At 61.8% G+C, this 13,476-nt stretch carries 13 protein-coding genes; 8 read left to right on the top strand and 5 right to left on the bottom strand.

Features of this window, described 5'->3' with window-relative positions:
- Nucleotides 1-22: 22 nt before the first annotated feature.
- The 5 genes from CCK88_RS14825 to CCK88_RS14805 form a co-directional block, all read right to left on the bottom strand.
- Complete coding sequence (locus CCK88_RS14825) at nt 23-913, bottom strand: hypothetical protein (RefSeq protein WP_086471359.1); 891 nt, start codon at nt 911-913, stop codon at nt 23-25.
- The gene (locus CCK88_RS14820) at nt 910-1,809 is read right to left on the bottom strand and encodes an ABC transporter ATP-binding protein (RefSeq protein ID WP_086471358.1); all 900 of its coding nucleotides are present in this window, start codon (nt 1,807-1,809) and stop codon (nt 910-912) included. Before CCK88_RS14820 ends, CCK88_RS14825 begins: the two co-directional genes overlap by 4 nt.
- Nucleotides 1,806-2,177 (bottom strand): GntR family transcriptional regulator, encoded by a 372-nt coding sequence (locus tag CCK88_RS14815; protein ID WP_086471357.1) that lies wholly within the window; start codon nt 2,175-2,177, stop codon nt 1,806-1,808. The genes CCK88_RS14820 and CCK88_RS14815 overlap by 4 nt, the downstream gene beginning before the upstream one ends.
- Before the next feature lie 117 nt (nt 2,178-2,294).
- Nucleotides 2,295-3,596 carry an NAD(P)/FAD-dependent oxidoreductase gene (locus CCK88_RS14810; RefSeq protein WP_086471356.1) on the bottom strand — a complete coding sequence of 434 codons (1,302 nt, stop codon included), beginning with the start codon at nt 3,594-3,596 and terminating at the stop codon, nt 2,295-2,297.
- Entirely contained in the window at nt 3,596-4,957 is a 1,362-nt protein-coding gene (locus CCK88_RS14805; protein ID WP_086471355.1) for a glutamine synthetase family protein, read from the bottom strand. The genes CCK88_RS14810 and CCK88_RS14805 overlap by 1 nt, the downstream gene beginning before the upstream one ends.
- Nucleotides 4,958-5,037: 80 nt before the next feature.
- On the opposite strand from CCK88_RS14805, the gene CCK88_RS14800 reads away from it, so the two are divergent.
- From CCK88_RS14800 to CCK88_RS14765, 8 genes are all read left to right on the top strand, one after another.
- Nucleotides 5,038-5,829: a gamma-glutamyl-gamma-aminobutyrate hydrolase family protein gene (locus tag CCK88_RS14800; RefSeq protein WP_244557555.1), complete on the top strand. Its 792-nt coding sequence runs from the start codon at nt 5,038-5,040 to the stop codon at nt 5,827-5,829.
- Nucleotides 5,826-7,253 carry an aminobutyraldehyde dehydrogenase gene (locus CCK88_RS14795; RefSeq protein WP_086471353.1) on the top strand — a complete coding sequence of 476 codons (1,428 nt, stop codon included), beginning with the start codon at nt 5,826-5,828 and terminating at the stop codon, nt 7,251-7,253. Before CCK88_RS14800 ends, CCK88_RS14795 begins: the two co-directional genes overlap by 4 nt.
- A 651-nt stretch (nt 7,254-7,904) precedes the next feature.
- The gene (locus CCK88_RS14790; protein WP_086471352.1) at nt 7,905-9,389 is read left to right on the top strand and encodes an ABC transporter substrate-binding protein; all 1,485 of its coding nucleotides are present in this window, start codon (nt 7,905-7,907) and stop codon (nt 9,387-9,389) included.
- A 53-nt stretch (nt 9,390-9,442) separates the two neighbouring features.
- A complete protein-coding gene (locus CCK88_RS14785; protein WP_086471351.1) occupies nt 9,443-10,081 on the top strand; it encodes a cysteine hydrolase family protein in 639 nt (212 codons plus the stop codon).
- 2 nt (nt 10,082-10,083) lie between these two features.
- Nucleotides 10,084-10,749: a nitrile hydratase subunit alpha gene (nthA, locus tag CCK88_RS14780; protein ID WP_086471350.1), complete on the top strand. Its 666-nt coding sequence runs from the start codon at nt 10,084-10,086 to the stop codon at nt 10,747-10,749.
- Nucleotides 10,746-11,405 (top strand): nitrile hydratase subunit beta, encoded by a 660-nt coding sequence (gene nthB, locus CCK88_RS14775; RefSeq protein WP_086471349.1) that lies wholly within the window; start codon nt 10,746-10,748, stop codon nt 11,403-11,405. The genes nthA and nthB overlap by 4 nt, the downstream gene beginning before the upstream one ends.
- The gene (locus tag CCK88_RS14770; RefSeq protein WP_086471348.1) at nt 11,305-11,751 is read left to right on the top strand and encodes a nitrile hydratase accessory protein; all 447 of its coding nucleotides are present in this window, start codon (nt 11,305-11,307) and stop codon (nt 11,749-11,751) included. Before nthB ends, CCK88_RS14770 begins: the two co-directional genes overlap by 101 nt.
- 157 nt (nt 11,752-11,908) lie before the next feature.
- A complete protein-coding gene (locus CCK88_RS14765; RefSeq protein WP_170926508.1) occupies nt 11,909-13,414 on the top strand; it encodes an ABC transporter substrate-binding protein in 1,506 nt (501 codons plus the stop codon).
- Nucleotides 13,415-13,476: the final 62 nt, after the last annotated feature.

The following is a 13,476-nucleotide window of genomic DNA, read 5'->3' as shown; positions in this document are numbered from 1 at the left end:
GGAGGTCCTGCATGGGACTTGGCTAGTTCGCCGGTGCCCGCCGGCGATATTCGGAAGCGAGGTAAAGCACCCCAAAGGCGAACACCGCGCCGATACCGACCTGAACCCAATCGAATTTCTGCAGGAAATTCGATACGAAGAGTGTCGCGTTGAACGCCTCCTGGCCTTCGAATACGCGATCGAGGTGGTCCATCGAGACGGGCAGTTGCGAGCGATAGTCAAGATAGGCCCAGGTGCGGGTGGCGAAGGGGTGCAGGCCGCCCAGGGTGACCCATTCGAGTGCCGACACCACCGTTGGCAGCAGCAGCGCCAGTGGGATCGCCCAGCGCCCCACGGCACTGCCCATGGCGCCCACAAGGGCGATATAGGGCAGATACCAGAGCAGCGCACAGACAAGGACGACCAGGAAAACCAGCGCCATCTGCCCATAGATGCCGACAATGGCGCCAAGCAGCGTGGCGCTGCCCAGGCCAGCAATCATGATGGTTATGTAGGCGACCACGAACATGAGGAAAATGCTGATCAGACCTACGACGAAGACCGCTCCCGGCAGCACGGTGAGCCCGGCGGTGAGCTTGCTGAGCAGGACCTTGAAATCGGAAACCGGCATCGACTTCCAGAACAGCAGCGCATTGTCGCGCTTGTCCGCGGCGAAGCCGTCGGCACAGTAGAAGAACAGCACGAAACCGAGATAGGCGAGCCATGCCACGGCAAGCCCCGCAAACCCGGCCTCGAACACCCAGGTGGGCACCACAGTCAGCAATTGCCCGGAAAAGCGGGTATCGAGACGATCGACGCTGAAGGCGAGGATGGTCAGGGCGAAGACCACCCCGACCAGCACCAGTGGCGCGAGCAGAAAGGCTCCACGGTGTTCGATGAACTCGCGCTGGACGAGAGCGTGGAATGCCTTCATCGCGCAGTCTCCGGATTGGCTGTCGGACGCTGCATCAGCGCAACGAAGAGATCGGAAATGGTGGGCGTCGACACCCGCCCCAGCGTTTCGAGCTGTTCGCGCGGCACGCCGTCGAAGATGAAAACCGTCTGGCCGAAGCGTGTTTCCTCGTAGACGGGCCCGAGGGCGCGGGCCGCAGCCTGGGTTTCAGGCTCGTTGGCGACGAGCTGGGTGAACTTTTCGCTCACCGTTTCCATCTGCATGTGGAGGATCATCTCGCCGTCGCGGATGAACATGATGTCGGACAGCATGAACTCGATCTCGTCCACCTGGTGGGTGGTGATGATGAGCGTGCGTTCCTCGGTCATGTAGTCTTCGAGAAGCCTGCGGTAGAAGCGCTTGCGATAGGTGATGTCGAGCCCCAGCGTCGGTTCGTCGAGCACCAGCAACTTGGCGTCGATGGCCATCACCACCGCGAGATGGAGTTGGGCGATCATGCCCTTTGAGAGGGTCTTGATCTTCATCTCCGGCCGGATGTCGGTGCCTTCGAGGAACTGCCGGGCCTTGTCGGGCGAGAAGTTGGGGTGGATGTTGGTGAGGAGCGCGAACAGCTCCCGCACGCGCAGGAAGCGCGGGAGGCTGGCCACGTCGGAAATGAAGGCGACGTTCTCCATGAGCTTGGCACGCCGCGCGAAGGGGTCCTCGCCCAGGACCCGGATTGTGCCCTCGTAGCTCGTCAGACCCAGCATGGCATTGAGCGTCGTGGTCTTGCCCGCGCCATTGTGACCGATGAGCCCATAAATGCGACCGGCCGGAATGTCGAAGTCGAGATCGTGCAGGATCTTCTTGCGGCCGAAGGACTTCGAGAGCCCGCGCGCCGAAACGATTGGCTCGGCGGAAATGGAGAGGTCGGTCATTTCGTCTGCCCCTGTAGCGTTTTGTCCGTCTGGACGAGGTCTTCGACATCGAGGTCGAGTGCCCTGATCTGTGCCGCGATGCGCGGCCAGTCTTCCCTAAGGAATTTTTCGCGCTCGTGGGCCAGCAGCCCCGCCCGCGCTCCAGTGGTTACGAACATTCCAAGTCCCCTGCGTTTTTCCACCACGCCGATATCGACCAAGGCCTCGAAGGCCTTCGTAACCGTCAGCGGATTGACCGACAAATCGGCGGCGATCTGGCGCACCGAGGGCAGTGGATCGCCCTCGTTGACCTGACGCCGGAGGATCATCTCGATCAGCCTCTGCCGGATCTGAACGAAGATCGGCTGGCTCGAGTGAAAGTCATCCATGTGTCTCGCTCGTATAGTGTTCTAGTAATCTAGCACACTATTGCTGAGCGTCAAGGGTGAGATTTTTGGAAGTTCTGCAGCATTTCCAAAGCAGGGTGGAACTGTGGCAGTGAGCGCCTAGATGCCCAGCTTGTCCCGGAGCGCGTACCACCAGGAGCCAAGCGTCGAATATTGCGCGCGGAACATTCTGCCGCCCGGGAAGCGGATCCAGGGGAGTTTTGCGAAGGTGTCGAAGCGGGTCATGTCGCCGCGCACGGCTTCTCCGAGGATGCGGCCGAACAGGTGGGTGCCGGTGACGCCGTGGCCGGAATCGCCATGGGCGAAATAAATGTTCTGGCCCAGCCGGCCCAGTTGCGGGACTCGCGAGAATGACAGGGCGAAATTGCCGCTCCAGGCATAATCGATTTTGACGTCCTTGAGCTGCGGGAAGACCTTATCGAGATTGGGTCGCAGTTTTGCGACGACGTCGGCCGGATCGGTGCCGCCGTAGACGACGCCGCCGCCGAAGATCAGCCGATGATCGGCCGACAGGCGGAAGTAATCGAGAATGTAGCGCACGTCCTCGACGCACATGTCGGTCGGCAGGAGAGCCTTTGCGCGGTCCTCGCCCAGCGGTTCGGTCGCCATCATCTGGGTCGAGACCGGCATGATGCGGGAGGTGAGTTCCGGGACGACATTGCCCAGGTAGGCGTTGCCGCAGACGATGGCCGTCTTCGCACGCACGCGCCCCTTGGCCGTGGTGACGGTGGCTCCCGTCGCGTCCTGCTCGACCTTGGTGACGGGCGAGTGTTCGAAGATCGTCCCACCCAGGCTCTCGAACGCCGCGGCTTCCCCGAGAGCGAGATTGAGCGGATGCATGTGACCACCGGAATGGTCGATCATGCCCCCTTCATAGACATCCGAGCCGATGTGCTTGCGGATCTGGGCCCGGTCGAGCAGTTCGTGATCGTCCATGCCGTGCTGGCGCCATAGCGCCTGCTTGGCGCGCAGCTCGTCCATGTGCTTGGGCGTATACGCCGCGTAGATGTTGCCGCGCTTGAGATCGCACTGGATTCCGTAGCGCTCGACCCGATCATAGATGATCCCCGCACCTTCCTGCAGCAGGGTGCCGAAGAAGGCGGCGGTGGTGTCGCCATAGCGGCGCTGGATGGTTTCAAGGCTGGCGTTGAGACCGTTGACGATCTGCCCACCATTGCGACCCGACGCGCCCCACCCGACCTCGGCCGCTTCCACCACGATGACCGAAAATCCATGCTCGGCGAGGCTAATCGCCGACGAGAGGCCGGAATAGCCAGCCCCGACCACGCAGATGTCGGCCGTTACGTCGCCCTCGAGCGCCTTGCTCTCGCGGACGATATTGCGCGAGGCGGCGTAGTAGCTCGGCGGATAGGGCGAATGCGCGCTCGGTGTTTCGGCCATCACACCACCTCCAGATAGGCAGAGAATTCAAGATCGGTGACCTGCGAGGCAAAGCCCGCGATCTCCTGTCGCTTGCAGGCGACGAACAGCGAATGGAGGGCCGGATCGAAAATGCGGGGCACCATGTCGCCGTCCTCGAAGGCATTCACCGCCGAGGCCCAGTCGGCCGGAAGCTTGGGCAGGCGTTCCGAATAGGCACGGCCCTTGAACGGCTTGGTGGGCTTGATCTGGTCCTCGATGCCGACGAGGGCAGCGCCAAGGATGCCGGCAAGGACGAGGTAGGGATTGGCGTCCGCCCCCGCCACGCGATGCTCGATGCGTCGGGCCTTCGGGTTGCCGCCGGGAATGCGCACAGCCGTGGTGCGGTTCTCGTAACCCCACGATACCGCGCTCGGCGCATGCGTATCGGGGCGCAGGCGCCGGTAGGAATTGAAGTGCGGGGCGAACAGCAACGTGGTTTCAGCCATGCCCGAAAGCAGCCCGCCCACTGCATGATGCATCACCTCCGAACCGCTTTCGGTGCCGTCGTCGAAGACATTGTTGCCGGCCATGTCGTTGAGGCTGAAATGCACATGCAGACCATTGCCCGAACGCGCGCCATACGGCTTGGCCATGAAGGTAGCGACGAGATTGTGTTTGCGCGCCACGCCCTTGACGATGCGCTTGAAGAGTACGGCGTCGTCGGCGGCCTTGAGCCCATCGGTATGGAGAAGATTGATCTCGAACTGGCCGATACCGTTTTCGGCCACCGCCGTGTCGGCAGGCACGTTCTGCTGCGCGCATTGCAGATAGACGTCGCGAAAGAATTCGCCGAAATCCTCGAGCTCGTCGAGCGACAGGATGGCGTCGGAGTCGAGGCGCTTGCCTGTATAGGGCGAGATCGGCGGTGTCGCGCTGTCGGCGTTGGGGTCGACGAGGTAGAATTCGAGTTCGGTCGCCACGACCGGCTCGAGCCCGTGCTCGGCATAGCGGCGCAGCACGTGCGCCAGGGCCTGCCGCGGATCGCCCAGAAACGGGGTGCGCGCATCCTCGAACATCCAGAGCGGGATCATGGCGCTGGGGCGCGTGGTCCAGTTGATCGGCATGGCGCCGCGACCGGTGGGGCTGCAGATGCCGTCGATATCGCCGCTCTTGTAGACCATCGGGTTGCCCACGATATCCTCGCCCCACACGTCCACGCCGACGATGGAAAGAGGCATGCGGATGCCGTTTTCGGCAACGCGCCGGGCCTGGTCGATGGGAATGCGCTTGCCGCGCATGATGCCGTTGAGGTCGCATACGGCCGTGTGCAGCACTTCGATCTGCGGATTATCCGCAAGCCAGGACACGATGTCTTCGTTTGCGATCGTTTCGGAACTCATACCTGTCCGTCGCCTTTTTTGTGTGACATGACTCCAGCCTAACAGGTGCTGCCGTGAAACGGGAAGAGGAGCGGCGTTAAATGCCGGAAATGACTTCGCAAATGCGCCAGCACCGGCCTGTCGTCGGTGTTATCGCCTGTGGACGCACGGTCGAGGGCGAACCGGCGCAGGCGGTCAAGCACCGCTACCTCGAGGCCGTCGAACGCTTCGCCGACGCCATTCCCCTGATCATCCCCACCAACCAGTCGGCCGACAACGCCGCCTATCTCGTCGCGCGGCTCGATGCCATCCTCCTTACCGGCAGCAATTCCAATATTGCGCCGCGCCGATATGGCTCGGACACGCCGGCCCATTTGCCCAATGACGATGGCCGCGATGATTTCGGCCAGGTGCTGATCCGCGCCGGCATGAACTCCGCCAAGCCGATCTTCGGTATCTGCCGGGGGCTTCAGGAAATAAACGTGGCCCTGGGCGGCACGCTGAGGGACCTGCGCCACAGTATCGGTGCTGACCACCACCATGCTCCCGACGATGCCTCGCTGGAGGAGACGTTCGCGTTCACCCACCCGGTCGAGGTCGTGGCCAATTCTACGCTCTTCCGGTTCGCGGAGGCCGAAAGGCTGGTGGTGAACAGCGTGCATTTCCAGGCCATCGACCGGTTGGCCAAGGGTCTCGTCGCAAACGCCACCGGCCCCGAAGGGATCATCGAAGCGGTGGCCGCGACCGGGTCGTCGGCGCCGGTCTTTGCTGTACAATGGCATCCGGAGTGGCGGCCCGAGGACCGGCCGCATGACCTGGCCTTCTGGCACTATCTCGGGGAGGCGGCGCGTTCGAGCTATATGCCTGCACCCGGAGCGGAGACTGCTGCATGACTGATTTTTCGACCCGCCTCTTCATCAACGGCACGTTTGTCGAAGGCGAAGGCAAGGCCGAAACAGCCTACGAACCGGCTTTTGGAAAGCCGCTGGCGGAGGTACCGTCGGCAAGTACGGGCCAGATCGACCAGGCGGTAGGGGCCGCCCATGCTGCCTACAAGGACTGGTCGAAGCGCGCGCCGCGCGAGCGCAGCGCAGCATTGCTGGCTATTGCCGATGCCATCGAGGCAAAGGTCGAACGCTTGGCAGAAGTGGAATCGCGCAATGCCGGCAAGCCGTTGCGCTTTGCCAGGACCGGCGAATTGGCCAATGTCGCCGATGTCTTTCGTTTCTACGGCACTGCGGTGCGCAACATGCCCGCACCGGCCGCCGGAAACTATCGTGGACAGGGCCGCACGAGCCTTGTGCGCCGCGATCCCATTGGCGTCATCGCCCAGATCGCGCCCTGGAACTATCCGCTGCTGATGGCGGCCTGGAAGATCGCCCCGGCGATTGCCGCGGGCAATGCCGTGGTGATCAAGCCATCCGAACTCACGCCACTCAGCCTTTTGGCACTGAGCGACATCTTTGCGGAAATCCTGCCGGCGGGGGTGGTCAACGTCGTTACGGGCAACGGCCCCGATGTTGGCCACGCGCTGATTTCGCACGATCTCGTGCGAATGATCTCCCTCACCGGCGACGTGCGCACCGGCCGCGCCGTGCTGCAGGCCGCCGCCGGCCCGATGATCAAGCGCACCCATCTCGAACTGGGCGGCAAGGCACCGGTCATCGTCTGCGTAGATGCTGACCTTGACAAGCTGGTCGAAACGCTGCGCGAAGCCAGTTTCTACAATGCCGGGCAGGACTGCACCGCTGCCTGCCGCATCTTCGCGCATCTTGACGTAGTGCAGCCCCTGACCGACAAGCTCGAGGCCATGATCGGATCGCTGGTCTATGGCCGGCCCGATCGTGACGATGTCGAGTTTGGACCTGTCATCAGCGCCCGGCAGCAGGAGCGGGTCGATGGCTTCGTGTCCCGCGCCCGCGCGCAGGGGTTTGACGTGATCCAGGGCCAGGCCGCCGATCCGGATGGGTTCTTCTTCGCGCCAACCCTGGTTGCCGCGCCGATCGAAGCCGAGATCGTGCAGAAGGAAGTTTTCGGTCCGGTGCTCAGCATCACCGCCTTCGACAATAACCAGCAGGCCCTCGATTGGGCCAATGCATCCGAATATGGCCTGGGCTCATCGGTCTGGTCGCAAAAGACGGACACGGCGATGGAAATCGCCAATGCGCTCGAATACGGGGTCACCTGGATCAATACCCATGGTGTCATGGCGACGGAGATGCCGCATGGCGGCATGAAGAATTCGGGCTACGGGTCCGATCTCTCCATGCAGTCGCTGATCGACTACACCCAGATCCGCCATCTCATGCTGGGCTAGCGCGTTTCACACTTGACCTGAGGTGGCTCACTCCCTCCGCCTCTGTCATCACTGCGCTTGATTGCCGGACGACCAGGGCAATGACGGCGTGGTTGAGATCGAGAAACGCCTGAACGCGCTAGCGCACCGCGTCCAGTAGGTAGTGGATATGCGGTCTGGAAAGCGGTCGATAATTTCTCGATCAGCGCTGCGCCTCCCGCCATTCGTATTACGCGACCCCTCAACTGTTGACAGATGACAGAAAGTTCAGGAAGCTCCCCGCTGAGGAGAGTTGACTGGGTCTGCGGCCAAGCCTGCGAAGGGGGCGGTCGTTCCTTGACAGCGAGATTGCATCGGTTTCGGTCAGTCAAACGCCTGTAGTAGAAAGACAAATTATGCGCCTCGGCACATAAATCCGCACCTGCCAGATGCAGTGCGGCCGGACTATCACGTCGTTGGCATCTGTCGACAGGTAGGTTTTTCGCAGTGTTAGGCAGTGGCGAACGCAGAACTCCACCGGACCTGGCCGAGGGGTGCGGACAAGATCTGCCATCAGGCAAGAGAAGGTAATTAGAACAACGATCTAACGGGAATATCGAGGCGGAATGAGGATAAAAATGGAACGACCATCCCGCCTTTCAGACCGCTAAAGCACAAGGTGAAGGAGCAAAGATGAAAACATTGGTTCGCGCAGTAATGGCGGCAGCAGCGCTGGCGCTGGCCGGCGTGCCCGGATATGCGGCGCCGGAAACGCTCTCCGTTGGTCTCACGGGCGATTTCCCGTCGCTGATCCCCAGCGCCGACAGCACGCCGCTCGGATACAATTATCGGCTGAACGTATTCGATCAACTCACGGAAATCGGGCGAGACGGGTCTGTGTCGCCGAGGTTGGCGACCGATTGGGATGCGTCCGATGACCTCGTTACCTGGACCTTCAACCTGCGGCCCGGAACGACCTTCCACGATGGTGCGCCCGTGACCGCCGCCGACGTGGTCTATACCGTCGAATATATTCTCAACGACCCCAAATCGCCGACGCGGCCCTTCATCCGTCTCGTGGATAGCGTCGCGGCACTCGACGACAATACTGTCGAATTCACCCTGATCCAGCCCTACGCCATTTTTGATCGGCAGATCAGTTTCATCAGCATCATGTCCAAGGCCTACCATGAGGCCGTGGGCGATGACGGCTATGCGCGCAAGCCTATCGGCAGCGGTCCCTATCGCGTGGTGGAATGGGTGCGCGACGATCACATGCAGCTCGAAGCCTACGAGGACTACTGGGCAGGGGCGCCGGCGATCAAGACGGCGACGTTCCGGCCATTGCCGTCCGAAGCCGGTCGTGTAGCAGCGCTGATGTCGGGTGGCATTGATCTGGCGGTGGCTCTGCCGCCATCGCTGATGGACACCCTTGGCAATGCGCCGGGCGTGAAGACCCTGGTCGCCCCGGGATTTCGCGTGATTTTCGCAGGCTTCAACGTCAACGCGCCGCCGCTGGACAATCCTGCCATCCGCGAGGCCATCGATCTTGCGATCGATCGCGACGCTATCGCCAATGGCTTGCTGCGGGGCATGGGTGCACCGGCCCCGATGATGATACCGGAAGGTTCAGTGGGCTTTGATCCCGCAGTCGAGGCCGTATCTCAGGATATGGCGCGCGCCAAGGAACTTGTGGTCGGATCGGGATACAACGGAGAAGTCATTCCGATCGAATACCCGAACAACAATTTCTCGATGGCCAACGAAACGGTGCAGGCCATTGCCGGCTACCTGACGGAGGCCGGCCTGAACGTGGAAATTCGTCCATCCGAGTTCACCGCCTTCTTCCCGAAATGGGCGCAGACCAGCATGGATGCCATGTATGTGTTCGCCTACGGCTCGACCCAGTATCACGCCGATACCATCCTGGTCGCGATGTATGAAAACGGTGGCCGGGTCTATAAGGAAAATCCGGAGATCGATGCCCTGGTAAAGCAGCAGCGGACCATCAGGGACACAGCGGAGCAGACCAAGGTCATCAATGACCTGTTCCGCATCGCCGCCCAGGATCGCTACAACATCCCGATCTATCGCGAATACAATGCCTTCGGCATGGTCGAAGGCCTTGAATTCGATCCGTATCCAGACGGGTTCGTGCGCCTCTATACCTTCAAGTGACCCGCGCGGTCCGGCCCCATCCCTGGCGCCGGACCGATCTGCAAGGAAAAGCCATGCTTGAAATTCCCATGTTTTCCGGTCGCGTGCCGACCAAGGATACGGCACTCCTCGTCATCGATATGCAGAAGGCCTTCATGGATCCGGCGCTGTCGATGGGACAGTCCGGAACCGACATCACCCCGCTGCGCGATGCAATCGATGGCTGCGTACGCGCTGCCGCGGCCGCACGCGCCGCCAAGGTGCCCGTCATTTTCACCCGTTTCGTCTACGCCAAAAGCATGCGGGATTTTCCCGTGCATCGACGCGAGCGCAATGCGCGCCGTATCGATCTGCGCTCGCTCGGCGAGGGGCAGGACGAAATCGATATTCTGCCCGAACTCGCGCCCCGTCCCGATGAGATCGTCATCGACAAGAGTCGGCCCAGCAGCTTTTACGGCACGCGCCTCGAGCCGATCCTGACTTCGGCCGGTATCCGGAACCTGGTAATCTGCGGCGTCACGACCAGCATCTGCGTTGAGACCACGGTCCGCGATGCCGGCCAGCGCGACTACTGGACGTTTGTGCTGCGCGACGCTGTCGCCGAGATCGATCCCGGCCGCAATCACTATGCCCTTTTCAACATGTCGTGGTCATTTGCGGAAGTGACGGAAACCGGCACGCTCATGTCGTCCTGGCAAAGCGCAGGAAGTTGATCATGGCCCTCAAGCCTCCATCAGGTGATCATGCGCAAGAGCATGGTCATAATCACGATCATGGCCACGAGCACGATCATGAGCACTACGACGACATGGACGTGCGAGTGCGCGCCCTCGAAACCGTGCTCGTCGAGAAGGGTTACATCGATCCGGCGGCCATCGATGCGTTGATCGAGACCTACGAAAACGACATCACGCCCCGGAACGGGGCAAAAGTGGTCGCGAAAAGCTGGGTGGATCAGGACTTTCGCGCCTGGTTGCTGGATGATGCCTCGGCCGCGGTGGCCTCGCTTGGCTTCACCGGGCGGCAGGGGGAACACATCGTCGCCGTCGAGAATACGGACGCGGTGCACAACATGGTCGTGTGCACCCTCTGCTCCTGCTACCCTGTTCCCCTGCTCGGCCTGCCGCCAAAGTGGTACAAGGCGCCCGCCTATCGGGCCCAGGCCGTCATCGACCCGCGGGGCGTGCTGGCCCAGTTCAATCTGTTCCTGCCCGATACCGTGACCATCCGTGTCTGGGATTCCACTGCCGACACTCGCTACCTGGTCATTCCGCAGCGCCCTGTTGGCACCGGGCATCTGAGCGAAGACGAGCTCGCCCGACTGGTAACGCGCGACGCCATGATCGGCACTGCTGTCATCCCTGCCGGAGACCACGCATGAACGGCGCCCACGATCTTGGGGGTATGCAGAACCTCGGGCCGATCCGTCCCGATCGTAATGAGCCGGTGTTCGCCCGCCCGTGGGAGCGCCGAATGTTCGGGGTGGCCCAGGCGGTCTTTGCGAGCGGCGAATGGAACATCGACCGGAACCGCGCGACCACCGAAAGCATCCCGCCGGCAGACTACCTGTCGATGGGCTATTACGAGCTCTGGTACACCCGCATCGTCAAGCTGCTGACATCGGATGGATTTATCGATCCGTCAGAGCTGGAAGCAGGACATGCCAGTCAGCCGGCCAAGCCGATCCGCAATGTGCTCGAGGCCGGCATGGTGCCGGCGGGCGTCAGGCGCGGCAACTCTTCAGCGCGCACTGCAACCGCACCGGCCCGTTTCAAGGCAGGCGATGCGGTCCGCGCGCGCCGCATCAATCCGGCCACGCATACGCGCCTGCCGCGCTATGCGCGCGGTGTGGAAGGCACGGTGCTCAGGGTACACGGCGTTCATGTCTTTCCCGACACGAACGCCCTCGGGCTGGGCGAGCACCCCACCTGGGTCTATGCGGTCGCCTTCAATTCCGACGACTTGTGGGGGCCCTTGGAGCAGCCGAGTTTTGAAGTCGTCATCGACGCCTGGGAGCCTTACCTTGAGCCATTGTAGTGACGCACACGAACGGACCGAGCCCCGTCCGAAGGTGTTCGAAACAGTTTGGCAGGCCAAGGCCCACGCCATTGCCGAGCTGATGTCGCAGAAGGGACACTTCTCCTGGACGCGCTGGACCGAGGTCCTGGGCGAGGAGCTGGAAAAGGACGCTGCAGGTCCTGCCCAGGGCAACGATGGATACTATGCCGCGTGGCAGCGAGCGCTGGAACGAGTGCTGATCGAGGCAGACATCATAAGCCATGAGGAGCGCGATAAGTATGCTGCCGCCTGGCAGAGTGCCTTTCTCAGGACCGAGCACGGCCAGCCAGTAGAGCTCCACGCCTCGGATTTCGGCATTACGTAATGAATTTTGCGCCCAGCTTGGTGCGGTGGAGCGCCCGCAAGCGCAGTCTTCGGTAAACTGTTGACAGTTATCAGCAGAGGTGAATAGTCTCTAGGTCGAGGGAAGGGACTGCCGGCCGATGCACGGACAGAATCCCCAAACCAGCAAGGGAGTTTTCATGTCTTACTTCACAATGATGAAGGGCTTTGCCGCGGCAGCCCTTGTGGGCGCGACGTCGCTGCTCGCCCTGTCCACGGCCGCGATGGCTGCGCCCGAGCAGCTGACCATCGCGCTTTCGGGCGACGTTCCCACGCTCGATCCGAGCAAGGATACCTCGCCGATCGGTCTCAATCTGCGCCTCAACGTCTATAATGCGTTGACCGAACTGGGCCGCGATGGCGAAGTTATTCCGCAGCTGGCGGAAAGCTGGACCGTCAGCGACGACCTGACCGAATGGACGTTCAAGCTGCGCGAGGGCGTCAAGTTCCACGACGGCTCGACCATGACCGCGGATGACGTGGTCTTTACCACCGAGCACGTGCTGGCTGACGAGACCTCACCGGTCCGCGCCTTCCTGCGTCTGGTCAAGACCGCCGAGGCCATTGACGACACCACCGTCAAGTTCACCCTCGTTCAGCCCTATGCGATGTTCGATCGTCAGAGCAAATATCTCTACGTCATGTCGCGCGCCTACTACGATGCGAACGGCGACACCGGCTATGCAACCGCCCCGATCGGCACCGGCCCCTATACCGTGGCCGAATGGGTGAAGGACGACCGCATGGTCCTCCAGGCATTCCCGGATTACTGGGGTGGCGAACCGGCTGTGAAGACCGGCATCTTCCGTCCGATCCCCTCCGACGCCGCGCGCGCCAATGCCCTGCTTTCGGGTGAGGTCGATCTCGTTCCGAGCCTGCCGCCGAGCCTGATGGACATGCTGGCCGGCAATCCCGACCTCAAGGTCGAAGTTGCGCCAGGCTACCGCGTCGCCTTCCTCGAGCTCAATCCGGATCAGGCGCCCTTCGACAATCCCAAGATCCGCCAGGCCGTTGACGTCGCCATCGACCGCGTTGCCATCGCCGACCAGCTGATGCGCGGCACGGGCAAAGCCACCGGCATGATGATCCCGCCGTCCAACGGGGGCTATGACGCTTCGTTCACGCCAACCCAGTTCGACCCCGAACTTGCCAAGCAGCTGGTTCAGGAAGCCGGATATGACGGCACCCCGATCATCCTCGACTACCCGAACAACAACTATCCGATGGCCAACGAAGTCGCGCAGGCGATCGCCGGCTATCTGACTAGTGCCGGTCTTCAGGTTCAGCTTAATCCGATGGAATTCACGGCCTTCTTCCCGGCCTGGGTCCAGAACAAGCTGAGCCCGATGTACTACTTCGCCTTTGGCTCTTCGCAGTTCCACGCCGAGACGATCCTCGCGACCCTCTACGAGGCCGGTGGTCACCTGCGTCACAACAATCCCGAGATCGATGCCCTGGTGAAGTCCCAGCGCCAGGAAATCGACGAGGCCAAGAAGCAGGAAATGATCAGCGAGGCGTTCCGCATCAGCAACGAAGACCGTCAGTTCCTCCCGCTCTACGACATGCTTCAGGTCTATGGCGTCAAGGCGGACATCGACTACGTCCCCTATCCGGACGAGATCGTTCGCCTCTACACCTTCGAATAATCTCCTCCCGGAGACGAAGATGGGCCGGTTTTTCCGGCCCATTTTTTTGTCGGTCGTTCATG

Origin of the sequence: Devosia lucknowensis (assembly GCF_900177655.1) — a bacterium.
Lineage (GTDB): Bacteria > Pseudomonadota > Alphaproteobacteria > Rhizobiales > Devosiaceae > Devosia > Devosia lucknowensis.
The sequence above is the reverse complement of the archived record's forward strand: the minus strand, read 5'-3'. Positions and strand labels throughout refer to the sequence as shown.

What these genes read in the sequence shown, in the direction of transcription:
- CCK88_RS14825 (WP_086471359.1), bottom strand. Translation starts at nt 913, where the DNA reads ATGAAGGCATTCCACGCTCTCGTCCAGCGCGAGTTCATCGAACACCGT.
- CCK88_RS14820 (WP_086471358.1), bottom strand. Translation starts at nt 1,809, where the DNA reads ATGACCGACCTCTCCATTTCCGCCGAGCCAATCGTTTCGGCGCGCGGG.
- CCK88_RS14815 (WP_086471357.1), bottom strand. Translation starts at nt 2,177, where the DNA reads ATGGATGACTTTCACTCGAGCCAGCCGATCTTCGTTCAGATCCGGCAG.
- CCK88_RS14810 (WP_086471356.1), bottom strand. Translation starts at nt 3,596, where the DNA reads ATGGCCGAAACACCGAGCGCGCATTCGCCCTATCCGCCGAGCTACTAC.
- CCK88_RS14805 (WP_086471355.1), bottom strand. Translation starts at nt 4,957, where the DNA reads ATGAGTTCCGAAACGATCGCAAACGAAGACATCGTGTCCTGGCTTGCG.
- CCK88_RS14800 (WP_244557555.1), top strand. Translation starts at nt 5,038, where the DNA reads ATGCCGGAAATGACTTCGCAAATGCGCCAGCACCGGCCTGTCGTCGGT.
- CCK88_RS14795 (WP_086471353.1), top strand. Translation starts at nt 5,826, where the DNA reads ATGACTGATTTTTCGACCCGCCTCTTCATCAACGGCACGTTTGTCGAA.
- CCK88_RS14790 (WP_086471352.1), top strand. Translation starts at nt 7,905, where the DNA reads ATGAAAACATTGGTTCGCGCAGTAATGGCGGCAGCAGCGCTGGCGCTG.
- CCK88_RS14785 (WP_086471351.1), top strand. Translation starts at nt 9,443, where the DNA reads ATGCTTGAAATTCCCATGTTTTCCGGTCGCGTGCCGACCAAGGATACG.
- nthA (WP_086471350.1), top strand. Translation starts at nt 10,084, where the DNA reads ATGGCCCTCAAGCCTCCATCAGGTGATCATGCGCAAGAGCATGGTCAT.
- nthB (WP_086471349.1), top strand. Translation starts at nt 10,746, where the DNA reads ATGAACGGCGCCCACGATCTTGGGGGTATGCAGAACCTCGGGCCGATC.
- CCK88_RS14770 (WP_086471348.1), top strand. Translation starts at nt 11,305, where the DNA reads ATGCGGTCGCCTTCAATTCCGACGACTTGTGGGGGCCCTTGGAGCAGC.
- CCK88_RS14765 (WP_170926508.1), top strand. Translation starts at nt 11,909, where the DNA reads ATGTCTTACTTCACAATGATGAAGGGCTTTGCCGCGGCAGCCCTTGTG.